At 63.3% G+C, this 25,381-nt stretch carries 6 protein-coding genes and 2 pseudogenes; 1 reads left to right on the top strand and 7 read right to left on the bottom strand.

Annotated elements, in window-relative coordinates:
• Window positions 1-174: 174 nt before the first annotated feature.
• A pseudogene (locus O0882_RS12160) lies at window positions 175-575 on the bottom strand (IS66 family transposase zinc-finger binding domain-containing protein); the annotation flags it as partial.
• 37 nt (window positions 576-612) lie between these two features.
• Between O0882_RS12160 and O0882_RS12155 the strand changes: the two are divergent.
• Window positions 613-735 (top strand): annotated as a pseudogene (locus tag O0882_RS12155) (IS110 family transposase); the annotation flags it as partial.
• A gap of 10 nt (window positions 736-745) precedes the next feature.
• Here O0882_RS12155 and O0882_RS12150 read toward each other — a convergent pair.
• From O0882_RS12150 to O0882_RS12125, 6 genes are all read right to left on the bottom strand, one after another.
• Window positions 746-1,714 carry an IS1595 family transposase gene (locus O0882_RS12150; protein ID WP_289948228.1) on the bottom strand — a complete coding sequence of 323 codons (969 nt, stop codon included), beginning with the start codon at window positions 1,712-1,714 and terminating at the stop codon, window positions 746-748.
• A 186-nt stretch (window positions 1,715-1,900) separates the two neighbouring features.
• Entirely contained in the window at window positions 1,901-2,587 is a 687-nt protein-coding gene (locus O0882_RS12145; protein WP_289948226.1) for a 4'-phosphopantetheinyl transferase superfamily protein, read from the bottom strand.
• Between the two features lie 17 nt (window positions 2,588-2,604).
• Window positions 2,605-4,305, bottom strand: coding sequence for a thioesterase domain-containing protein (locus O0882_RS12140; protein WP_289948225.1), 1,701 nt, complete (start codon window positions 4,303-4,305; stop codon window positions 2,605-2,607).
• Complete coding sequence (locus O0882_RS12135) at window positions 4,302-5,450, bottom strand: Gfo/Idh/MocA family oxidoreductase (protein ID WP_289948224.1); 1,149 nt, start codon at window positions 5,448-5,450, stop codon at window positions 4,302-4,304. Before O0882_RS12135 ends, O0882_RS12140 begins: the two co-directional genes overlap by 4 nt.
• A complete protein-coding gene (locus tag O0882_RS12130; RefSeq protein WP_289948223.1) occupies window positions 5,443-12,423 on the bottom strand; it encodes a beta-ketoacyl synthase N-terminal-like domain-containing protein in 6,981 nt (2,326 codons plus the stop codon). The genes O0882_RS12135 and O0882_RS12130 overlap by 8 nt, the downstream gene beginning before the upstream one ends.
• A gap of 44 nt (window positions 12,424-12,467) precedes the next feature.
• The gene (locus O0882_RS12125; protein WP_289948222.1) at window positions 12,468-25,208 is read right to left on the bottom strand and encodes a non-ribosomal peptide synthetase/type I polyketide synthase; all 12,741 of its coding nucleotides are present in this window, start codon (window positions 25,206-25,208) and stop codon (window positions 12,468-12,470) included.
• Between the last annotated feature and the right edge of the window lie 173 nt (window positions 25,209-25,381).

Here is a 25,381-nt window from a genome sequence, read left to right as displayed (position 1 = left end):
AATTTGCAAAGTTATACTGTATAAAAATACAGTATCAATTGTTAGCGGCCAGCCGCCCCACCTGTACAGCGTGCTAGCGCGCCAGCGCTTGAGCGCATGGTGGACGGCCTTGGCCGTGCCGCTGCCGGCAGCGACGGCGCGCTGGGTCGCCAGCAACCAAGTGTACAGTTCGGTCAGCGGCTGCAGGACCACGCCGATGCGCCCGATCCACGCGGCCAGCGTCGAGCGCGCCAGCGGCACGCCCTGGCGCGCTGCGATCTGCTCGATCCGGTACAGCGGCAGGTGGTCAAGGTATTTGCAGCCCGCGATCCACGCCAGCAGGCCGACGGCAGCCATGCCACCATCGATGACGGTTGGCGGGATAGGGGCTACCGTCATCGTCTGGCACGGACGGCAGGCATATTGCGGACGAATATGGCGATGTACGAAGAAGCGCGCCGGCGCCATGTCCAGTTGTTCGCTGACGTTCTTGCCGATCTGGACCAGGTCGGCGCCGCACTGGCCACTCTGGCACGACTCGGCTCATGGTAGTGCTCGATGCGCGGCAACTCAGGCGGCAGCGGCCGGCGCCTGGCCGTCGAGTTCTTCCTTAATGGCGGCCAGGTAGGGTACCGAACGGCCTGGGGAAAGCGCTTCGGCCAGCGCCTCAGTGCTGCCGGCAAGGCGCTCAAATTGATCATCGGCGCCATGATGCGTAAGCTGGTGCACGTGGCATTCGGCGTGCTCAAATCGGGAAAAATATTGGCTATGTCACCGTCAGATGTGGAAATGCTCCCAGGGTTGCCTTCAATAATGTTTCTGGTGAACGGATGCGCCGGGCGTCAAGGATCCAGCGCCATCCCAGGTAGTTCGGCAGGTAACGCGTCGCCACGCCGTGAAAGGGCCGTAGCCATTCGCGCAAGCGGCTGTGATACGCATTGACGTTCTGCACATGCGCGGCGCCCCGCACGCGGATGCCGGCGCGCAAGTTGACGGCCTGATGGCTGATGCCCGCCTCCCTGGCGAAGGCCCGGTAGGCGACATGGCCATCGGTCACCAGCAAAACATCCTTGTCGATGACGGGCAACAAACAATGGTGTAACTGCGCCTTCGTCAGCGCCCCTTTGCCCGTGACAAAATCGAGGGTTTGTCCCGTGCGGTCGCGCGCCACCAGGATACAGACCTGTTCATTGGAAATGCCGCGTTGGCGGGCATGGCCGCCCCGGCGGCGGGCTGGACGCGTCATTCGCCTGGCTCCCTTTTCCGATTCCAGCAGATATAACTCGTCGGCCTCGGCGATGCCATGCAGGCCATGCGGCCGGTCCGTCCTGGCGACCGTTAAAAAACGGTGGCGCCAGCGAAAGGTAGTGTTGCGGTGCACGCCCAGCCGCTGAGCGGCTTGGCGCACCGAGGCGGAGTCGAGCAGACAATCGGCATACTCGATCCATAGCGATTTGTGGCGCAAGCGGGCCAGCGGCGTGCCCGTCAAGGCATTGAAGGTACGCCCGCACGGCACGCAGCGGTAGCGCTGCAAGCCGTGTGCATGGCCATGCCGGTGCAGCTGAGGCGAGTGGCAGGCGGGACAGGCCAATCGCGGTTGCGCCACACTTTCCAGCAACGCGACGGTCGCGTCGTGTGGGGCATTGCCACGCAGCAGGGCCATTCCAGCCTGCCGCTGGCGTCGGTTCAACTGCGCAAACTGGGCGATAAAGCTGATCCATTCGGCTGCCTGCATGATCTGCTCCCTGTCAGGTGAGTATGCAGAGTCAGACAGCACTGTCGAAGGAAGATTCCGGCATTTACCCTACTTACCGATGACAGAGCCAAAATATTTGATCCGACCTTGCACGCCGTGTGACGGGGATAACAGTATCGACATTGGTCGCTGGCGTTGTTTCCGCGGCTTCGTTGATTTGGCATATCAGAGCCGGCGCAGACACGCTTGCCCGATCTCCATCATCCGGAATCGCGTATCACCACGGATGCCAGGAACCGCAACAGCGATATGGGTATCATCGCGGATAAAATGCTTGCCGTGCCAGGTACCATCTTTTCCTGTGCAGGTGAAATCGGCATTCCCACCATGATTGAGCCATAACGAGGTAAATGGCATCGACAAGCCCAGCCCAAGGCATTTGGTCACGGCTTCCTTCATGCTCCAGTTCGACAGGAAGGCCTGGACGGGGGACTCATGAGCGAACAGCGGATCGTCTTGCGGGTGCGCGATTAGCGTCAGCAAATTCTGATACTCCAGGTTTCTTGCCTGCTCCACATCGATACCGACCGCGTGACCGGCACTGAAAGCGAGTGCCACCCAGTCACCACTGTGAGATAGATTGAAATGGATTTCTTCGCAAGACAAAGCGGGCTTGCCCGCATGTCCGGTGCGGAATTGCAAAGTTTCCGGAGCTGCGTCCGTGAACCGCGCAAGCAACTGCCGCTTTAGCCCATGTGCAAGCAAATGCCGTTGCCGGTCGGCTTCCAATACATATGCGTGGTAGCGGGCTATTTCTTCAGGACTCAAGCGCTGGAGCCTCATGTTGCCCGCCAGATGACGCCGCGCGAGGATCACGAGTACTTCGTCCCCAGCCAAACTGATATCTTCCATTTTGCTTGGACACGCGGCTACTGGCACAGCAAGTCCCCGGAGCGCGCGGTATTTTCGTTTTTCGTCAACGCATCGGCCAACCAGCCCATCAACTCAACCCGGCGCTGGCGCAAGAAGAAATGCCCGCCATCGACCATCCGCCAATCGAATCCCGCACCGGCGTGACGTCCCCAACGCCGAGCTTCTTCCACGGTGACCAAGTGGTCGTCACTGGCGGCAACCATGAGCATGGGGCTAAGGACCTGCTCGTTGGGTGAGGCCGTATAACCTTCCGCCAGAGCACTGTCGCTGCGCAGTATGGGCATGATGGCGCGCATCATTTCCGCATCGGCCATGATTTCCGCTGGCGTACCGCCCAAGTGCCTGACTTCTCCCGCAAAATCATGATCGTTATATGCCGATACGCGGCGTTTCAACGGCAGGCTGGGGGCGGGACAAGCCATCAAGAATAGCAATGCCGGTTTTTGTCCCATATGTTCAAAACGGCGCGCTACCTCAAAGGCGATCTTGCAACCCAGGCTGCATCCTATCAAGGCCCAAGGCAGATGGGTGTAGGGCGCAATCGCGGCAACTATCTGATCCACCATGATATCCATTTCGGTGATGGCGGTTTCTGTCAGGCGGGTTTCACGCCCTGGCAACTGAAGCGAGCATACCTGCCAGCCAGGTCCGTTGTCACGTTGCGGCAACCGCCATTGACGATAGACCGACGCCCCGCCGCCGGCATAGGGTAGTGCGAAAACGTTACGGCCGGTGGTGGCGTCCGGTTTCGTGAAAGGGAACCAGTCTGCGGCTGGCGAGGCCGGCGCAACAGGATCTTCCAATTTGTCCAGTCTGGCCGAACGCCCGGTCAGGTGTGCCGCAACCTCGTGGCTGACCTCGCCGGATCGCCCCTCGGGGCGCCGCAAATGGAAGATATGGTAATCGGCCCGCCCATCCTGTAACGCATGAAACAGGCCGGATGCGGGCTGCGCCAGGTAACGTTCCAGATCGGCACGCAAGTCTGGCTTATTCAATGCCTCCAACGCCTTGTTCAAGCGCGCCCATAGACCTACCGGACTAGCGGTCCTGGCGGCACACACTTGCCGGCCGACCGAGCGCTCACGCTCCAGCGCGAAGCCGGTTTGCAGCAATGCCTGGCGTATGGACCCAACGGTATCGCTTGCCAGCACGTCGGCATAGCAAAAACGGCCGCCAGGTTTTAGTACGCGATACGCATGGGAAAAAAAGGCAGGTAGATCAGGATAAGCACCCGAGGATTCAAGATTGAACAACACCTCCACGCTCTGGTCCGCATAGGGCAGGCGCGAGGCGTCCGCCACCTGGAAACGCAAGCGCGCGTGCTGGTGCCGCTTGCGGCAATAGGCGATGTTGGCGGCGCTCAGGTCGGCCCCGATCAGATTCGCGGTGGGGTACAAGCGCGCCAGCAGGGCCAACGCACCACCACGGCCACATCCGACATCGAGCACGCGTTTGCCCGCCAACGGGGTATCGCCCAGCACTTCCAATATCAGGCGCGCCTGCGCGAGGCCGGTTTCACCCGCCGGCAAGGTGTGGCTGGCCCAGTCGGGCAGGCCGGCTTGCGGCGCATAGCCCCAGTTCAGGAACAGCGCGTGTTCTGTCAGACCTGCATTTTCCAGCACTTCCGCCAGGCTTGCATAGGCCTTGCGGTTGCGGTCCAGTGTCGCCGCGTGGGATGGCGTTGTGGCGTGGTTCATGACTGGCACTCCTTGGCGTAGTGAATGGGGTCCGGATACGGGGGCGGCGGCGGCGGCCGGCTCGCCATCTGCGCGGGCCCTGCAGCACGCATGATGCCGAGCCAGGCATCGCCATGGGTGCGCCACCACTGGTCTTGATGGACCGGTGCATCCGCATTGATCAACTCATCAAGCGCGGCATGGATCGCCCATGGAAAATCATGGACCGCCGCCTCTGTGAGGCTGGGACCCTGCGGTTTGCCAAACACCGTCGCTGTCGGCTGGCGGTTGAAGCGACTTTCGGAAAATTGCTCCGGCGCGAGAAGGTAGGAAGAGCGGTCATCGTCGCGTCCATAATCGGGAGCGTAGATGGGATGGCTCCAGACGACCGGCCCGTAGCTATTGGCCAGCAAGACATTGCCCTCCGGGCCGCCGATCGCGATGCGGTGCATCACCAGGCTATGGTGGTCCGGGTCATGCGGGTCCAGCCAGGTTTGCAGATTGAGTGAAAACGGCACGCCGCCTATCAAACCTTGTATGGCACGGAAAGGCCAGGGGGCGGTGGAATCGGCCGGAGCGCCAGGCACAGTCAGGGGTTCGGTGCAAGAAAAGGGAATGGCGTTGTCCAGGGCGCGGAAAACGATGTCGAGGCTGGAATACAGCAATTGCAGGCTGGTGGTGATTTCGATGAAAGCGGGCGGGCGCTGTGTCGCACTACGTTTTGCATAATCGATAAAGCGCTGTCCCGCGGGCAGATGAGGGTAAAAAGTATTGACGTGATAGCGCTTGCCATGTTCGGCCGCCAGCGCGCGCAGACGCAAGATATCGGTCGGATGTACCGGATGTTCCTGCAACACGTGCATCCCTTTCGTCAGCAGGGCGCGCGCCAGCGACGAACCGTCGCCACCGACGATGGCACTGCGCACGACGACACAGGCGATATCGATATTGCCTGGGAGTTGCGCCACCTCCGTGTACAGCGGAACGCCCAGCTTGTCAGCCAGTGCCAGCGAACGCGCGCTGCCACGCGCGACGATACCGGCCAGACGATAGCGCGGCAAATGCGGGGGCCGGGCAGGCCATGGATGTTGGCCGCCGTGAAGCGCGGCCAGATAATGCTCGCCAAAGCGGGTGCCGCAGACGACTACATTCAGCAATTCACCCATGCTTCACCTCTTTGCTTTCCCGCAGCAATTCTTTGGGCGCGGTGGTCCAGGCGGCTGGCGATGCGGCCAATGTTTGCAGAATTGTGCCGAGATGACGCATCAGCGTATTACCCAGTTCCTGGGGCAAGAATGCGGTATGCAGGTCGATGTTGTACAGCAGTGCGCTTTCTTCCTCCAGTACCTGGAAGTGCAGGGCCGTGCCCGGTTGCGTCGCGGTTTCATGGGCTGGCATGCCGAGCAAAGGGTCCGATGTTTCGGGGATGGCATACGTGGTACGCACGCCCAGCAAGCTGGTCATGGCAACAGCCGAAAAAGCGGGACGATCCGTTCCGGCTGTGCGATAGGCAGCCATTACACTGGCGCCATCGACCACGTCGGCGTCCAGCCGTTGCTGGATCGCGGCATCGCAAGCATGCGCCAGCGCCATGAAACTGGCGGCGTCGGCATGACAGCCGATCATGGCCGTGTCGCTGGCATCGAGCATCACGTTGCCGATCTGCGCATGCAGGGGCTTGCGGTCCGGATAATCGAGCCGCAGGCTGAAGTGTGATCGCTCTGAGCAGGCGGCGATGGCGGTGGCATACGCCGCCAGCATGACAGCCGTGCCGGTCAAGCCCGCTTGTGCGCCGGTCGCTTTCAGTGCCAGCCAGTCGGTGCGCGGCAAGGCATCGCGCCATACCGCAACGTATCCATCCGATGTGATTCCGCCAACATGCCGTGGCAGTGACGGGCCGGGTGGCAGCCCGGCGAGCTGCTTGCCATACGTTGCCAACTGCTTTGCGTAAATGGTGGTCGTCGCGAGTGCCTGTTCGCATGCATAATAATCATTGGCACTGAATTGCAAAGAAGGTAAACGTCGCAGCGGATCCAGCACCCACAAATGCAGCTCGCGCAGCATGATACGGAAGCTTTCTATATCGGTCAACGTCGTATCCATGCGCAAATGTATGCGCAGTAGATCCAGATTATTTAGCCTGATTTTGCTTGCGCGCCAGTCGAAATGTGGCCAAAGTTGAAGATCGCTCGTCGCATGTGTCATTTCTTCGCGCAGCTCGGCCAATGCCTCATTGCTGCGCCCGGCCGGCAGGCCACGCAAATCATTGACTCGCACGGCGTAGTAGGGCGCCTTGGGCGTGACATGCAAATTCGCTTGTGCATCGACGGTGGTGCGTAACGCGGCGTGGCGCGCCAATAGTAATTGCCATGCGCGTTCAAAGCCCGCGAGGTCGAAGTCGCCGGGCTTGTCGAACTCCACATACAACTGCTGAGGCAGGTCGTTGGCGCGTAGTCGCCAGCGCAACTTGCGCAGGCCGGTCAACGCGTGCTCCGTGGAGCTTGGTCGCGGCAACACATCGCCATTGCTGGCCAGCCAGCCGCCATCTCGCTGTTCCAGTTCCAGCAGCGCCCGGCGCAAGCCTGTCATCGCGGGCGTTCTTGGACTTGTATCCACCCCTGGATGAAGTGCGTCCACCAAGATCCGCGCCAGCGCGGTGATGCTGCCCCCCTGGAACGCGACCTCCGCTGACAATTTGACATGCAGCTCTTGCTGTATGGTTTCGCTCAGCTCCAGAAATAATAAGGAGTCGAGCCCCAGTTCCACCAGCTTGGTATCGGCTTTCATATCCGCTTCGGCACATTGCAACAAGCCTGCCAGGCGGCTTCGAAGATAGCGCTGTGCCGCCGGCAAAGCGGCCGTGGATTCTGCATGCAACAGGGCTGCGACGGGATCCTGCTGCCCGGCCATTTGCGATTGCAGTGCCGCCGCCAGGGCTTTGGGCGTATCGGCCTTGAACAGGGTGTCGGCGGACACCGTCAAATCGAATTTCTGTTTCAGTTGTTCCGCCAGGTCCAGCATTAATAGTGAATCCATGCCCATCTGTACCAGTTTGCTGTCTTCATTTAACTGTTCTACAGGGCAGCCCAGGAGGTCGGCTATGTGTCGAAGCAATTGCTGCAATAGCGAGGTGCTGGTCTGTTGCGCAGGCATTTGTCTCGGCGTGTCCGCGGCAAGTGGCGCATCATTTTTCCAGCAAGCGCCAAAACGCGCTTGCTGGGCGGGTGTCGCCTGTGTCGCAAAACGATTCCAGTCCACATGGCAGGGCATATAGGTGCTGGCATTGCCGCCCATGGCGGCCGCCAGCAAGGCCCAGCCCTGGGCACTGGACATGCCCAGCATGCCGCGTTCGGCCAGACGAGCCGCCAAGCCCTGGCGTTTCTCGCTTTCTATCTCGCGCCAGAATCCCCAAGCCAGCGCCAGCGTGTCATGGCCGGCGCGACTGCGATGTTCCGCCAAGCCCTCCAGCATGGCGTTGGCCAGCGCGTGGGAGCCTTGTCCAGCGGGGCCGAAGGCGCTGGCGGCCGACGAGAAGTACACCGTCATGACTGGTTGCAATCGAACTTCGAGCGCATGCTGGCGCAATGCGGCGCGCAGCTTCGTCGCCATGCTTGCCTCCCAGTCCTGCGGCTGCAGGGCACTCAAGGGCGCATCGTTGACCACACCGGCGAGGTGGAAAACGATGCCGAGGGGCGGTCCCTCCGCCAGTCTCTGCAGAGCTGCCGTCAGCGCCTCGGGATCCGTGACATCGGCATCGGAATCAACATGGACCGTGACACCCTGTTCGAGCAAGCTGTCCAGCGCCGCTTTTTCTTTCGCATCGGGCGCGCGGCGTGTCAACCAGATCAGGTCGCGCGCACCGCTGGCGACCAGCCAGTGCGCAAGTTCCAGTCCCAGCTCGCACAGGCCGCCGATCAGGACATGTCGGCCTTGAGGCAAGGGAGGCGCCGCAGGCAGACTTGTCGGTGTCAAGCGTTGACAATATAAAGCTTCATTGCGCAAGGCCAGCACAGGGACTTGTTTCAGCAGTGTGTCGCCGAGCAATGTCAGCAATGCATGTACCTGCTCTTGTACGCCGGCATCGCCGGTATCGAGTTGCGAGCAGTGCAGGGCTGGCATTTCCTGCCGCGCCACCGCCAGCAATGCGCCCATGCCCGCCGATGGCCAGGCGCCGCATCGCTCCATCGCCGTTATTGCGTAGGCATGCGGGCTGATGACGATTAAAGCCGGTACGTCCGCCATGGCTGACAATGCCGACATCAGGTTCACCAGGGGCGTGATACCCGCCGCCTCAAACAGCGATACGGCATCACACAGATGGTTGACTGATGCGGGTTGATAAACGACCGTATCAAACGGCGCTTCCAGTTCCAGGCGCCGCACCAGCGTTACCTTGTCCCGCATGAGTTCAGCGACAGGCAGCAAACCGCAATCGACGCCGGCTTCACCCAGTGCCCGTTTGAAATCCTGTTGACCATCATCGCTGATGTACAGCACGCGCCGCGGCAATGACCGGCCTTGTCCGGCAGCGGGCATTTTTTGCCACTGCCAGCCAAACAATTGAGCATCGCCTTCGCCGCGCCATAGGGATGGCAGGGCGGCAGGGCGGCGCAATAGGTGCCGATTGCGCAGATCAAGTTGTACCCTACCGGTGGCATCGCACACCACGGCACCGTATTCGCTGATATGCAAGCGCAGGCCTGGTGGACTTTCCGCCGCTGCGGGCCAGTACAGGCTGTCGACGCCAACGAACAGGGAGGGGTCGTCACTCAACGCCTTGATGACCCGGTCGAGCAGACTGTCATCGGCCGGTTCAAGACCCATGGCCTCGGCGCCTTGTTTGTAGTGCCGCCGCAGCGCGCGCGGGCGTGCGACAGTGGCGGTTAGCAAGGCTTGCGCGTGGCCACGAGTATCGTCCACCGTGGCACGCAAATGATCACCGGTGAACGAGAGTGTCACTTGCAATGGTGCCGGGGCCTCGCCGATGTCGAGATGCCAGCGCATTTGCTCCAGCTGGCAGCCGGCCGGTTCCGGCAACCAGGCAAGTATGGCTTTGATGATGTTGCCGATAGTTGGTTTCTGGATCGTCAGCAAGTGGCCTGTATCCGGCTTCGCGGGCGCGAGGTCGACCAGGCTTGTGCTTGCAACATTTGTTGTCGTCGCAGGCCGACGGGCCAGCAATATCTGCTCACCCAACGCATGCGTGGGCAAGTCTTCGGCGGGCATGGCATCGGTGTGCGAAAAACCGGCATCCGACAGCGCCTGTTGCCAGCGCATGCGGCTGGCGAACAGTTCGCCATCGCGCTTTTCGCTGTCGCTCAATGCGGGTACCAGCGGGCCGAAAACAAAGTCGAACAGTTTTTTCGGCGCGGTTATTTCACGCATCAGCAGCACGCCGCCGGGGGCCAGTATTGTGGCCAGGTTGGCCAGCATGACGCGCAGGTCGGGGGCGTTGTGCAGGACGTTGGCCGCGATGATCAGGTCATAGCCACCAGCGGCCAAGCCCTGTGCGCCAGCCGGTCCATTCATGTCAAAACCCTGGAATCGCATGAAGGGATAGGCAGCAAATTTTTTGCGCGCCTTTTGCAGGAACAACGGTCCCAGATCGGTAAACGTATAGAGTTCGCAGGCGTCGGCTGGCAATTGTGCAAGGACGTCGCGGGTGGTGCCGCCGGTGCCGCCACCGACTTCCAGTATCCGCAATGGACGGCCCTGTGCCGTCGCCATGCCGGCCACGGTCGCGGCGGCGATGTGGTTCAGATATACCGAGTAGGGCTGGTCCTGGTACATATGTTCGACCTCGTCGGTCGCGGCGCCAGGGAAGACAACGCCGACCGCATCGACTTTTTCTGCCAGCATGTCGGCCAGCCGAGGGCCGGTGCGCTCGACCAGGTCGGCCAGTTGCCGGTAACCCAAATCGCGCATCAGCCCCAGCCACGGCTGTGGGTCTGGCTGTCGATCAGCGTGCAGGTGGCGATAGCTTGTTTGCTCGCCGACGCCACGCTTTTCCAGCAAACCAGCATCGGCATGATCGCGTAAAAGACGTGCGAACAGTTGATGGAAACGGGCTGGCGCACCAGCCACCCGCAGACATGCATCCACACTCATCCACTCATCCTTGTTATCGAATATGCCCAGCGTGGCAAATGCCCGGCCGACATAGAACGCATGCAGCGCGTCAACGCCTTCGTTCTCGCGTGCCAGGGCCGACAAATCCAGCTCGGCGGCCAATGCGGCCGCCGTGTGATGACCGGCATCGCGCATGGCTTGCCATGCCTGGTGTTGGTCGTTGCTTGTCGCTACCGTGCCCGGCTTCGTATACCAACAGCGTTCACCCTCAAAAGGGCAAGTCGGCAGCAGGGCGCGCGTGATAGGCCGAACGGCACAAACAGCATGCCCATCCCAAACGGGCTGTCCGGCGCCAAGCTGCGTCGTCACAAAATCGATCAAGCTTTGTTTTCCGGCATCAGGCGTTAGCGCGTCGGCTATCCAGACATGGGGGTCATCGTTTTGCGGCTTTGCCGTTGTTGTGCCGTCGCCATCGACAAAGGCGTACAGCAAGCTGATGAGGTTGTCGACATCATTCGCCAGCAGGGCCAGGCGAGAACCGTAGAGACTGCGATGATGAACGCTGGTGGCACAATAATCGGCCAGCGACTGGTCGCTGCTCAATTCGCACAGACGCCACGCATGGCGCAGTGCCAGTGTTTTCAACGCGGTGTCGCTGCGGGCGCTGAGCAGCAGCAGTACCGGCATGTTATCCGCCGGTGCCGGTGCCGCGGGTGGCGGGGCCTGTTCCAGTATCGTGTGGCAATTGGTGCCGCCGATGGCAAAGGCGCTGACGGCCGCGCGCCGCGGCCCTTTGCCCACCGGCCATGGCAAGAGCATTTGCGGCACGAAGAATGGGCTGTTCTCGAAATCGATGGCGGGATTGGGTTGTTCAAAATGCAGGCTGGGCGGTACCTGCCCGAAGTGCAGCGCCATGGCGGCTTTGAGGAAGCTGGCCACACCCGCCGCCGTGTCAAGATGACCGAGATTGGATTTGACCGAACCCAGGGCGCAGTACTGGCTGGCGCTGGTATGGCGCCGCCAAGCGCGCGTCAGGGCTTCCACTTCGATCGGATCACCCAGCGGTGTGGCTGTGCCATGTGCCTCAACCAGCCCTATGCTGGCCGGATCGACCTCGGCCATGAGCAGGGCCTCGCTGATAACGCGCGCCTGGCCTTCCGGCGAGGGCGCGGTGTAGCCGGCTTTGCCCGCGCCATCGTTATTGACGGCCGAGCCGCGGACGATGGCCAGTACCGGGTCGCCATCGGCCAGCGCGCGCCCCAGTGATTTCAGCAACACCACGCCGACTCCGTTCCCTATTGTGGTGCCACCAGCATCGGCATCAAATGGGCGGCAATGTCCGTCGCGGGAAAAGATCATGCCTTCGCGATGGACATAACCGGATTCCTGCGGGAAGCCTATGCCGGCGCCACCGGCCAGCACCATATCGCATTCGCCGCTGGCGATTTGCTCACAAGCCAGATGTATCGCCACCAGCGAACTGGAGCAGGCCGTCTGCACCGTCATGCTCGGCCCGGTCAATCCCAGCTTGTAGGACACGCGGGTGGCCAAATAGTCCTTGTCGTTGCCTATCAGGCGGGCAAAGGTGGAGGGCGATGCGATTTCTTCCATCTTATCGAAGGAAGCGGCGGGGTAGCTGCTCATCTTGCAGGCGCCGATGACGCCTATTCTCAATTCATCGCCCTTGGCGGCCAACCCGGCCGGCGCATGTCCGGCCATTTCCAGTGCCTCCCATGCGCACATCAAGAACAGTCGTTGCTGAGGGTCGATGGATTCCGCCTCGTGGCGCGAATAGCCGAAGAAACCCCAATCGAACCGGTCGGCGCCAGCCACGACGGCGGCGGCCGGCACATAACCGGGGCGTTTCAATAGCGCCGGGTCGACACCGGCGGCGGCGAGCTGTTCCGCATCGAAAAAATCGATCAGTTCCTCCCCGTCCGCCAGACGACGCCAGTATTCAAAAATATCGGCCGCGCGCGGCATGCGGCAACCGGCGCCGATGATGGCGACGGGCATACTGTCGCCATAGTCCGGAACGGTCGCGGCGTTGACTTCATTGTGTGTACTCATGGCTGTCCTTATTCCGTTGATTGGTTCTCTGCTTCTTGGATTTGTCAGGCCTTCGATTGCTGGTCGCGCTTGCGGCGGCGGCCATGCTCGAGGCGGTGGCGTTTGCGCGCTTGCGCCGCCCCGTCATCGGAAATGTCTGCGGTCGCCGGCGATTGTTCGCGGCTGCGCAAATGCGCGGCCAGCGCGGCGATGCTGGTGTGCTGGAACACCTCGGTGATGCCGATTGCCAGCGCGGTGTCGGCCTGCAATTGCTGACGTAGCCGTATCAGATCGAGCGAGGTCGCGCCCAGCTCAAAGAAATTGGCCCGCACCGGCAGGTCGGCACGACCGAGCAAGCCGGCCAGGCGGCTGCCGACCAGGCGCAGTAATCTGTCGTCGACGACAGCAATCAGGTCCGACGCCGTCGTGGCCGGCACATCGCCGGGCGCCTTCGCCGCCGTGGCCGGCCAACGGTTTTCCGGCATGCCGACGCTGCTCCGCCAAGTATCGCTGCTACGCGCCAGCTGCAACAACAAGCCGTGATAAGCGTCGAACATTTCATCCAACAACCCGTCGGGGAAGAGCGCATCGACCGAATCCCAGTTGAACACCATGGCGCCGTCGCGCTCGACCACCTGTTGATCGATCCACACTTGCGGCGTCTGGCTGATGCCGTAGACAAATTCACCCAGCCAGTCGAGCTCCGCCGCGCCGTCGCTCGCGACGCCCAGTCCGCTTGTGAACACGATGGGCATGGCAACCTGGTTCAGACGGCGGTCGCGGCGCGCCGCTTCCCGCAGCACCCGGACCGCCGACACCTGCATATGCTCCAGGTCGGCCCAGATCTGGCGTTGCATGGAAACCGCCCGTTCGGCGAAACCGGCGCTCACGCTGGCATCAAAACCGAGCAACACCAGCGAGGTGAAATCGCCGACCAGCGCATCGATTTCCCCATGTACCGGCGGGCGGTTGAACAAGGTCAGGTTCAGCGTGAAGCGCGGTATCGCCGACCAGTTCGCCAGTACCTCGCCATACGCCGCCAGCAACACGGCGTTGACCGTGACCCCGTGGGCGGCGGCCTGGGCCTGCAAGGCTTGGGTATCTTGTGGTGTCAGGCGCGCTTCGCGCCGCGTGAAGTGGGGGGGCGATACGTCTTCCGGCGCATAGCGCACCAGCGGCAATGCCGGGGCGGGCGCCAAGGTGCTCAGCTTGTCGTGCCAGTATCCGAGCGAACGCTGGTAAGACGGCAACAACTCCATCTGCTGCGTCAGCATGATGTAGTCGCGGAAACTCGCCGTCAGCGGCGTCAGGCGCAAGCCGGGCTGGCGCGCGAATTGCGACCATTCCGCCAGCAGGGTGCGCATGGAACGCCCATCGCACACCAGGTTGTCCAGGCTGACAAACAGGCGCACGCGGGTGTCTGTCATGCGGGCGGCGCGCACGGTGAACAGCGGCCAGCGGGTGGTATCGAACACTTCATGCGACATTGCAAGGCGCATGATTTCCAGCCCTTCCGAGATGTCGGCGGCACTGGCCCGGCGCCAGTCATCGCTGGCAATACGATATGCCGGCAAGTCCCGCAGCACCTGCTGCATGCCGTCGGCGTTGATCACCGCGCGCAGCATGTCATGCCGGTCCACCACCGCTTGCCAGCCACGTTCCAGGTCGGCCAGCGCGAGATCCTCGACTTCGATTTCCGCATACAGATGGGTGGAAACGCCGCCCAGCTCGAAACTTTCGTCACGTCCTATCCAGTACGCCTGCTGCACGTCGGTCAACGGGAACGGGGCATGGCGCGCATCCGGGTCGGGCAGCAATGGCGGCAGGCGGTCTTCATATGGCGCGGCGCGCGCGACTCTTTCCGCGAACGCGGCCAGGTTGCTGGCATCGAACAGGTCCGACAAGGCGACGTGCGCGTTCAGGCCGTGGCGCACTCTTTCGATCAGGCGCACGGCGATCAGGCTATCGCCCCCCAGGTCGAAGAAGTCATCGTCGCCATGCAGTTCTGAAACACCCAGCAATTCTTGCCATATCCTGGCCAAGTCGGTCGCCGGCGGCACGGCGGTATTGCCGGCGCGTCCGCTAGCGCGGCGCGGGCAGCCCGCTTCCGGACGTGGCAGTTGTTGGCGCATGACTTTGCCGGTGGCGGACAACGGTAGCGCATCGAGCTCCACGATAGTCTGCGGGACCATGTACGCCGGCAGCAAGGTCGCCAGATGCTCGACCAGACGGCGCGGTGCGAAGCTGAGTACGTTGTCGGCTTGCCGCGCCGCCAGCAAATGCATGCCGGCGTTGTCGGCGACGCCGGAGGCGGCGCTTGCCACAAAGCCCGCCCGGGTCAATTCAGCCCGCCACGCGTCTTCCGGTAACAGCGCCAGGCCGTTTTCCTTGCGACTGTCTGCGAATTGGGTGTACCCACCCTCCAGCAAGGCGACGGTCGCCAACTGGAAATCACTGTTACGCGTGATTTCCGGCGCCAGCAGCATGCCACCCACGTTCAGCAAGGCGCGCAGGCGGCGCAACAGCGCGCCGATATCACGGCTGCGGTGCAAGGCATTGAAGGCGATGACCAGATCAAATGCATGTTCCGGCATCCCCTGGGGCGCCGCCGCCCGCTCATGCTCGAATACGCTGCAATGGATGGTGTGTAAAGGATAGGCGTCCCGGGTGGCAAACGCTTGTTCGGCCTGCTCGACCAGGCTGCGCGCGGGGTCGGTCAGCGTATAGTCCAGCGCGCAATCGCTTAGCTGTGCCAGCAAGTCGCGCGTCGAGGCGCCACTGCGCGCACCGATTTCCAGTATGCGTACGGCGCGCCCATGATGTTGCGCCACACTACGGATGGCGGCCGCCAGCGCATCGGTGCACAGAGCGGACAGGGGATTCATGCGTGTCATCTGTTCCGGGGCCAGGGTAGCGTCGGCGCCATAAAACACCTCCAGCGCGCTGGCCTGGCCGCGCAGCACTTCCAGCCTTTGGCTGGCGCCCGAACGAAGACGTTGCAGTACAGTGCGGGACAAACCAAAGTCGAGCGCGTCTGGTATGAGACCGTTCCACGCGGCGTCGCTGTCATAGGATGCCTGTACATTCAGTGTGTCCAACCAGCGTTGTGCCAGCACTTTGAGCTCCGGCGCGGGCGCGAGCACACGCAGCATGTGATCCGTGTCGTGGCCGGCAGACGTCAGGCCGGCGGCAAGCAAGGTGTCGCGCATCATGCATCGTCCAGCATGCTCCATCAAGGCCCAGAAGCGCTCGAGCCGTTCAAGCTGCGGCGCGCCGGGCGAAGTGAATACCCGCAGCGCGGCCTGTCCGGCGAGTTCCCAGCGTTCGCCATGCGCTACAGGGTTGCCGCCGATCGCATCGTACAGGCTGGTGTCGCCGGCATTCGGCACGACCCAGGCAGCCAGCCGTTTGTTGCCGCGTGCGGGACCGACCGCGTCGGCCACGGCGTCGCGCACGCCGGGGTGCGATAGCAGGGCGCTTTCAATTTCGCCCAACTCTACGCGGTTGCCGGCGATCTTGACCTGGAAGTCGCGCCGGCCCAGAAACTCCAGCGTGCCATCGCCCCAGTAACGGGCCAGGTCGCCGGTGCGGTACAGCCGTTCACCGTGTACCGGGTGGATGATGAAACTGCCCGCCGTCTTGGCGGCGTCGTTTTCATACGCCACGGCCAAGCCCGCGCCGCCGATGTACAGGTCGGCGCTGACGTGGTCGGGGCAATCGCGCAGACGCGCGTCCAGCACGCGATAGTATTGATTGGCGAGCGGATAGCCGTAGGGGATGGAGCGCCATTGTGGCGGCAAGGTCTCAGGCACGATAAACCAGTTGGACCAGATCGACGCTTCGGTCGCGCCGCCCATGGCCACCAGCCTCGCCTGCGGCGCCCGGGCACGCAGCCGGGCCGGCAGGCCCAGCGCGATCCAGTCGCCGCTCAGGAACACCTGGTGCAGGCCGGGCAGCGACGCGCCTGCGGCTTCGGCTTCATCGAGCAACAGCTCAAGCAGCGCCGGGACCGAATTCCAGACCGTGACGCGGTGGCGCAGCAGCAAATCGAGCCAATGCCCAGGGTCACGCGTGCCGCTCGCGGCGGGCAGGACCAGCGCGGCGCCGGCGGCAAAAATACCGAACAGATCGTACACGGACAAATCGAAATACAGTGAAGACAAGCCCAGCACACGATCGGCATGGCCGACATCAAAGCGGCGATTGATGTCCAATACCGTGTTGACGGCGCCGCGATGATCGATCAACACCCCTTTCGGGACGCCGGTGGAGCCCGAGGTATAAATCACGTAGGCATGATCGGCCACCGCGCGTTCGACCGGCGGCGCGCTGGCGGGCCAGGCTTGCGCGGCGCCCTCGCCGGCGTCCAGCACGTCGGCGCCGCGGCCGGCGCACATTTCCTGCACAATCGGCAGGCAATCGGCTTGTGTCAGCACCAGTTTTATACGGCTGCCCTCAAGTATCGCCTGCAGGCGCGCAGCGGGCACATCGGCATCCACCGGCACATAGACGGCGCCGGCGGCCAGGATGCCCAGGCAGGCGGCCACCTGCTCGGGCCCCTTGCGCATGACGACGGCGACGCGGTCGCCACGTTGCGCGCCATGACGCAGCACCGCGTTCGTCAGGCGCAATGACCAGTCGGCCAAGTCCGCGTAAGACCATTGCTGTTCATGGGCGATCAGGGCCACCGCTTGCGGCGCGCGCCGGGCCTGCTCAAAGAACAGTTGATCAAGGCAGCGCTCCGGCATGGGCGCCGCGCTGGCATTGACCATCGCCCGCTGCGCTTGCTGCGCCGGTGGCATTAATGCGGGCAATGGCTCCCGCCACGCATGCGGCTGCGTCGCCAGCTTTTGCAGCAAGCCATGATAGGCGTCGAACATGGCGTCGAGCGTGCCGGGCTGGAATAAGGCGTCGACGGCGTCCCAGTTGTAAACCAGCGCGCCATCGAGTTCGCATGCCTGGTGATCCAGCCAGACTTGCGGCGTCTGGCTGATGCCGTAGATCACGTCGCCGAGCGCGCCTCCGGCCGCCGTCCCCTTGGTCGGGTCGTTCATCCCCAACTGACTGGTGAAAACGACGGGCATGGCGATGGCGTCCTGGCGTTCACGGCCACGGTTCCATTCACGCATCACATCGACGGCACTGAAGGCGCGGTGCTGCAAATGTTCGAGCACGGCGCCATTGACGGCGGCGGCGCGCTGGCCGAATGGCAGAGCCTCGCTGCAATCGAGTGGCAGCAAGGTGACGGCGGTGAAGTCGCCAAGCAGGCGCGGGACGTCGGCATGCCATGGCAGACGGTCAAAAATTGTCAGGTTCAGCGTGAACTGCGGTTCTGCGCTCCAGGCCGCCAGCACCTCGGCGAAAACGGCGATCAGCAACGACGCCGGTGTGCAGCCGGCTTGCGCCGCGTGGTCGCGCAGGTTTTGCCACAGTGGCGCCGGCAGCTGCTGCTGGCGGCGTGAAAAAGTCGGGCTGGCCTGGCGCAAGGCATCCTGCCGTAACGGCAGCTGCGGCGCCGGCGGCAGCGAAGCAATACGTTCGAGCCAGAAGGCCTCGGCCGAGGCGCGTTCGGCGCGCCGTTGGCCGCTATGGACGTATTTGGCGAGCACATAATCTCGGAAAGATATCTGGAAGGGCAACAATCCCGCCGCTTGCCTATCGGCTTTGGCCCGGTAGAGCGCCGTCAGTTCTTCCCAGATGATCTGGCCGCTGGTGGCATCATTGATCAGCATGTCGATGCCGATGTGCAGACGGACCGCGCCAGCGGGCAGGCGGCTGGCGCGCAGGTCGAACAACGGCCACCGCGCGGCGTCCATCACCTGGTGCGACATGGTGTTGCGCCACGCGGCGCAATGCGCCTCCGCGGTGGCTGGATCGGCGCCGGCCAGGTCCGCGACATGGATGCGATATGCTGGCACGTGAGGCAACACGCGCTGCCGGCCGTCTTCGGCGATGACCAAACGTAGCGCGCCATGGCGGGCAACCAGGATATTCCAGCAACGCTCGAGCAGGTCCAGGTCCAGGCCCTCGCGCGCGTCGGTTTCCAGATAGGCATGGCAAGCCACGCCGCCCAGGCCGTAATGGCTATGGCGACCTATCCAATAGGCATGCTGCAATTCGGTCAGCGGGAACGGCGCGTCGGCGTGGTCCGGGTCGGCAATGATCTGTTCCGCCTCGCCCGGGCCGGCGGTGTCGTGCGCCTGCCGGCCCAGTTGTTCGAGTAAGTAATCGGTCAGGCCTTGCGGTGTGTTGCGCTCGAAGATGGCCTTCAACGCGCATTTGACGCCCAGTCCGGTGTCACAACGGCGCGAAAAATCCATGACCAGTATCGAATCCATGCCTAGCTTGAGCAACTGGACATCCGGCGTCAGCTGCGCCGGTGCGACGCGCAGCGTGCGCGCCAGTTCGGCGATCACGAACGCGTGCACCGCTGCCCGGCGCGCCTGCTCGTCCAGCGCGTGCAGGGCGCTGGACGTATCGGCGGTGGTTACGGCGACCGCATCGGATTGGCTGGCACTCAGGCAACGTTCAAAGGTATTGGCCGGGTTGTACAAGGCATACAAGGGGACGAATTGCTGCCAGTCAACATCGACGGCAATGCAACTGCCGTCCCTGGTCAACGGTTCCGAGCCCAGCAACCGATCCAGCGTCGCCAGATACCTGGCCGGGGCCAGCCGCCGGATGCCGGCGGCGCGCAGCAGTTGCAGCAGGTCTTCATCCACTTCCGACATGCCGGCGCCACCGCCCCATGGTCCCCAGGCGATGGCCAACGCCGGCAAGCCCTGATGATGGCGCAGACGCGCCAGCGCGTCCTGGAAGGCGTTCGCGGCGCCGTAGGGGATTTGCAAACGCGAACCCCAAATGCCGGAAATCGAGGTGAAGCAAACGAAATAATCCAGTTCGCGGCTGCGCGTATGCTCGTGTAAAAGCCACGCGCCCTGTATCTTGGCATGGCCGACCGCGCTGTAATCGTCCCGCGTGATCGTCGCCAGATCGTTGAAACGGCTGGTGCCGGCGCAGTGGAAGACGCCTGCCAGTTGATGGCCAGTGTCCTGTTCCAGACCGGCGATGTGGGCGAACACCCGCGCCATGTCGTCCGCATTCGCCACATCGGCATCGATATGCGTTATGCGTATGCCCTGGGCTTGCAACAAGGCCAGCCGCGCTTGCCAGCCCGAAGGGGCGGCCCGGCGCGCCAGCAACAGCAGATGACGCGCGCCGCGTGTCGCCATCCAGTCGGTGGCGTGGCGTCCCAACGCGCCATAGGCACCGGCGACCAGGTAAATGCCGTTCGGTTTCAACCTCGGTGGAGTGCTCGTTTTATTCGATTCGGTACCGACTTGCCCGAGGCGCGGATGCAGCCACACGCCCTGGCGCAAGGCCACGGACTCTTCCTCGCCAAACAGCGGCAGTAGCGACGGCAAGGCGGACGCCAGTGGTGTCAAGCCGGCGTCGCTGTCGACCATCAGCCAGCGTGGGCCGGCATATTCCAGCGCCAGTGCCCGCGCCGCGCCCCACAAACCGGCTTGTAGCGGCCTGCCTGGGGTGCCCATGATCGCCTGGCCCGCGTTGGTCGGCAACAGGATGCGCGGCGTCTTGCGCAGGCTTTGCAATACCTTGACGAATTCGGTGAGTTGCCACCCATGTTGATCGGCCAGCGCGGCGTGGTCGGCCTGTGCATACCAGCCATCGAGATAAATGACGACGTCACCGTCCTCCAATTGTGTGGCCACTTGCGGCCATTCCGCCGCCGTCAATGGATGGGTGGAGGCGCCGGCGGCCGTCAACTCGCCGGTGAATGTGGCCGTGTGTTCAAGGTCGCCGCCCAACAGGAAATAACGCGGCGCATGCGTTTGATTGTCAGGCGGTGTGAAATTCTCCCACTGCATCGTATAGAGGTCGACCGGCCTTGCTGCGGCCCGTTTGGGTTGCGGTTGCAACTGCAACGGCAGGCGCGGCGAATCGTCGTCATACTCGAGCCAATAGCTTTGGCGTTCGAAAGGATAGCGCGGCAAGCGCCGTGGCGACGCCAGTTGGCCGGCGAACACATGGTCCCAGTTAAAGTCCTGGCCGGCGATGTACAGTGCCGCGCAGGTGTCGCCAATGGTGGCAAGGTCACCGCTGGCGCGGCGCAAGCTGGCCAGGCAGGTGACCGTATGCGGCCATTGTTGTGCCGCCTGGTTGCGCTGTGCCACGGCACTGAGAATCGCATTCGGGCCTATCTCCAGCAGAATGTCGCAGGCGCCGGCCGCGCGTTGCAGGGCCTGGTCGAAACGGACCGGCTGGCGCGCATGGTTTTTCCAGTACAAAGCGTCCGGGGCTTGCTCCAGCCATTCCGTGGTCAAGCTGGAACAGAAGGCGATGCGTGGCGCCTGCATCGCTTGTTCCGCGCACGCGCGCTCCCAAGCGTCGAGCATTGGGTCCAGCAAGGGGGAATGGAAGGCATGCGATACCGGTAGCGGCCGCACATGCGACTGCTGCATGGCCAGCGTGGCCTGAACCGCCTCGATCGCTGCCGCCGAGCCGGAAAATACCACGTCTTGCGGACCGTTGAAGGCCGCGATCGCAATGGCGTCGGCATGGCCGGCCTGCACATCGGCGAGCACGGCCCTTGCCAGCTCCGGTGTCGCGCGGACCGCCAGCATCGCCCCGCCGGATGGCAGCGCTTGCATCAACGCGCCGCGCTTGACGATCAGATGGGCGGCATGCTCGAGCGTCAGCGCGTCAGCGATGACCATGCCTGCGAATTCACCGATGGAGTGTCCCAATACGATCGCCGGTTGCACGCCGAATGCCTGCCACATTCTGGCCAGCGCATACCCCAGGGCAAACAGGGCCGGCTGGGCAAACGCGGTTTGTTGCAGGCGCTCGTTGTGCGCGTCATCGTGCATCAAGGCGATGACGGACATGCCCAGGGGAGCGGCGAGGGCGGCATCCGCCGCGTCCAGCGCCAGGCGGAAGTCGCGTTGTTGCGCATATAGCTCACGCGCCATACCGCTGTATTGCGAGCCCTGGCCGGTGAACAAAAAGCCCACGCGCGGATTGCGCGTCGCTTCCGCCGCGGTAGGTCCGGACGCCGATAAGCGTTGCAAGCCCGAGGCAAGCTCTTCGCGGCTCGATGCCAGCACGGCCGCGCGCATGCAATGGTGTTCGCGTTGCCGCGCCATGCCGCGTGCCAGCGCCGGCAAGTCGTCGCAGGCGGTCAAATTTTCCACATGGCAGGATGCCAGCCGGCGCAGTGATTCCGCCGAGCGCGCCGATAGCAGGAAAAGTTGCGGCGCGGTCGTCGGCGCGGAGGTTCGGGCCGAAGGCGAGGTCGGCGCCTGTTCCAGCAAAACATGGGCAATGGTTCCAGCGAAACCATACGACGTCACGCCCGCGCGCCGCAAGGGCTGGCGCACTGGCCAGTTGATGGTTTGTCCGGGCACGCGCGCCGGAATGAGATCCAGATCGATCAGCGGATTGACTTCATGCAATTCAACCGCCGGCGGCAATTTGCCACGTTCGATCGCGAGGATGGTCTTGACCAGTCCGGCGGCCCCGGCGGCCGCTTCCAGATGGCCGATATTGGTCTTGACTGAGCCCAGCCATAAAGGGTCGTCGGCGGCGCGGCCACGGAAAACATCGGCGACGGATTGATATTCTATCGGGTCGCCCAGGCGGGTGCCGGTGCCATGCAGCTCGATGTAGTCGATGTCGGCCGGCGTCAATCCCGCTTTTTTGAGTGCCAGCGCCAGCAGGCGTTGCTGGGCGGCGCCGTTCGGGGCGGACAGGCTGCTGCCGGCGCCGTCCTGGCGTACCGTCGTATCGCGGATGACCGCGCGGATGGCGTCACCGTCGGCCACGGCGTCGGCCAGACGTTTCAGTACCAGTACGGCGCAACCTTCGCCACGCACATAACCATCGGCCCTGGCGTCGAGCGTCTTGCAACGACCGTCCTGCGCCAGCATGCCGGCCTTGTGCAATACAAGGTCCACTTCGGGCAGCAATTGCAATTTCACGCCGGCGGCCAGCGACAAGCCGGATTCGTGCGCGCGCAGGCTTTGTACCGCCAGATGCAGCGCGCTGTGCGAGGCCGAGCAGGCGGTGTCCACCGCCATGGACGGGCCTTCCCAGCCAAAGCTGAAGGAGAGGCGGCCGCAGGCGGCGGCAAACGAGGTGCCGGTGCCCCAATACGCGTCGAAATGCGAGGGGTCGCCGCTGATGAAGGGCAGGTGGCCATAGTCGCCGGTGCCGATGCCGACAAAGACGCCGGTGTCGCTGCCACGCAGGGCGGCGGGACGCAGCCCCGCGTCTTCCAGCGCGTGCCAGGCCACCTCCAGCAACAGGCGCTGCTGCGGATCGGTATTCATCGCCTCGCGCGGCGACATGCCGAAGAAGGCGGCGTCGAACTGATCGACATGGTTCAGATAGGCGCCAAAACCGGGGATGTCCTCGCGGGTGCGGAAACGTTCCGAGGGAGCCGGGCGAATGGCGCAACCGCCTTGCTCCAGCATGTCCCAGAACGCGGCATCGGTATTGGCGTCCTGTCCGTCCTGGCCAGGCAGACGGAACGCCATGCCGATGACGGCGATGGCCACTTTGTTTGCCGCGGGAACGGTGGGGGTGTCCGCGTCAACAGCGCGCGCGCACGTGGGATGCGTGGACGAAGCGGCATCTGCCGCCGGCGGCAGATGTCCCCGTTCAACCATGGACCGCTGCAGCCATACCGACAGTTGCGCCAGGCTTGGCTGGTCGAACAGCAGGCTGTCCGGCAGCGTCAGACCGCTGGCCTTCGCGGCAGTCGTCACCAGGCGTGCCGCCGACATCGAATCGAGTCCATAGTTAAACAGACTCGCTTCGGGGTTGATCGCCCTGGCGCTGACCGTCCCCAGGATGGCGGCCGTTTCGTTCGCCAGCCAATCGCGCAGCCGAAGATGACGTTGCGCCAACGGCAGCGAGCGCAAGATGTCCGGCAAGGCGGTGCCGGATAGCGCCGGCGCGTGGCGCGCATCGAGCGCGTGCTGGTGCAAAGCGGACAAGCCGCCGTCAAGGTAGGCCTGGCGTACCGCCGCCCTTCGTACTTTCCCGCTGGTGGTGCGCGGCAACGTACCTTTGCGTATCAAGACTATCGCATGGCTGCTCAACTGGTGCTCTTCGGCCACCGCTGCGCGGATGGCATCGCTGATCTGCTGGTAGTCGGCATCGGTACGCTTTAGGATCTCCTGCACGATGACCAGCTCTTCCGGGCCGTCACCGTCCGACATGATCGAGAACGCGGCGCCGCTTTCCGGGACAGTCGCTTCATGGCTGCGGCCGCTGGTGACCTCGATATCGTTCGGGTAATGGCATTGGCCGCGGAACAGCAGCATGTCTTTCCGTCTGCCGGTGACGAATAGATGCCCCCGGTGCATGAAGCCCATGTCGCCGGTGCGCAGATAGGGCTTGCAGTCGGCCGCGTGGGTTCCGGTGCCGGCGGTGTCGGCGATGTTGGCGCCAAAGATCTCGCGGTTCAGGTCCGGCTTGTTCCAGTAGCCGCCGGCGACAGCCGGTCCGTTGATCCATATTTCGCCAACCAGGTCGTCGGCCAGCGCCGCACGGGTTTCCGGATCGACGATGCGGACATCCTGGCCGCCGAAGTCGTTGCCGTTGCTGGTATAGCGACGCCAACCGGCGGCCGCCTTGTCCTCATCGGCGGGGCGAACGAGCGCTTGCCCGCGTTCCAGTGCCGTCTTGTCGACGTCGATGAAATACGGGATGTCGTCATCGACCCGGGCGGCCACCAGCAGCGTCGCCTCGGCCAGGCCATAGGCGGGCTTGATGGCGTCGCGCCGCAAGCCGCGCGCGGAATAAATGGCATGGAAACTTTCCACTTGGGACGCTAATACCGGCTCGGCCGCCGGCATCAGGCAAGTTACCGACGCCAGGTCGATGGTCGCCAGGCGTGGCGCGGCGGCTTTGGCCTCGTCGGCGCACAGGCGCAGCGCAAAAGACGGACAGGGCAGGGCGGTCGCCCGTTCACGCGTGGCCAGTTCAAGCCAGCGCAAGGGATCGGCGGCGAAGGCCATCGGTGCCATGTAGACAGCGCGGGCGCCATACGCCAGCGGCAGCAGTATGCCCATGATCAAACCGAGATCATGGAACAGCGGCAACCAGCTGGCGACGACCGTCGCGTCGGCCGGACGGGTGTCGACCGCCGTCAGCCGGCCTAAAAATTCCAGATTATGCAGCAGCGGGCCATGCCGGTTGAGCACCCCCTTGGGCTGGCCGGTCGACCCCGATGTGTATTGCAGGAAGGCCAGCGAGGCGCCATCGATCGGCGGGCGGCACCAGCTTTGGGCGGGCCGATCCTGCAGATCTTCCAGTCGCAGCAAACGTAGTTCATGCGCATCGGCGAAGGCTTGCAGGTCGCTGCCGCTGGCTAAAGCCACCTGCGCGTTGCTGATGACCAGGGAGGGCCGGCAGTCGCGTGTGATATCCCCTAGTTTCGGCAGCACGCGCTTGATCCTGGCCGCGCCCGGCAAGTTGACCGGTACGCCGGCCACGCCCGCGTAAAAACAGGCCAGCAGCGCGACGACATAGTCTATCCCGGACGGCAACAGGATCAGGGCGCTGTCGCCGGGCTCCGCATGCACCAGCAGACCGGCGGCGCAGCGCTTTACACGGTCCGACAAGGCGGCGTAAGTGAGACGAACATCATCGATGCCGTCGCTGCGCTGTCCGGTAAAGCACAAGGCCTCGGCCCCGGGCTGGTGGCTTGCGTGATGCTCCAGCCAGTCAACCAGGGTGGTGTGTTGATGTAAAGGGATCGCGGGGATGTTGGTCATTATTACCTCTATATCCGTTGGCATGGACAGGAACCTGTCGGTGTGCCGAGTGGGCTTATGTGTTGCGCGCATTAGCATATGAATATCTTGTAAATGCGAATAGTTATCAATCAAAAGTACCGAACGCGATATTTTTCGCACTGATCGCGGTAGTGCGCCCGTTTATAGCCGTG

Source organism: Janthinobacterium sp. SUN073 (genome assembly GCF_030397665.1).
In the GTDB taxonomy this organism is placed as follows: domain Bacteria; phylum Pseudomonadota; class Gammaproteobacteria; order Burkholderiales; family Burkholderiaceae_D; genus Janthinobacterium.
The sequence above is the reverse complement of the archived record's forward strand: the minus strand, read 5'-3'. Positions and strand labels throughout refer to the sequence as shown.

Excerpts from the sequence above, each read along its gene's own strand:
- O0882_RS12130 (WP_289948223.1), bottom strand. The coding sequence starts at position 12,423 with ATGAGTACACACAATGAAGTCAACGCCGCGACCGTTCCGGACTATGGC.
- O0882_RS12125 (WP_289948222.1), bottom strand. The coding sequence starts at position 25,208 with ATGACCAACATCCCCGCGATCCCTTTACATCAACACACCACCCTGGTT.
- O0882_RS12145 (WP_289948226.1), bottom strand. The coding sequence starts at position 2,587 with ATGGAAGATATCAGTTTGGCTGGGGACGAAGTACTCGTGATCCTCGCG.
- O0882_RS12135 (WP_289948224.1), bottom strand. The coding sequence starts at position 5,450 with ATGGGTGAATTGCTGAATGTAGTCGTCTGCGGCACCCGCTTTGGCGAG.
- O0882_RS12150 (WP_289948228.1), bottom strand. The coding sequence starts at position 1,714 with ATGCAGGCAGCCGAATGGATCAGCTTTATCGCCCAGTTTGCGCAGTTG.
- O0882_RS12140 (WP_289948225.1), bottom strand. The coding sequence starts at position 4,305 with ATGAACCACGCCACAACGCCATCCCACGCGGCGACACTGGACCGCAAC.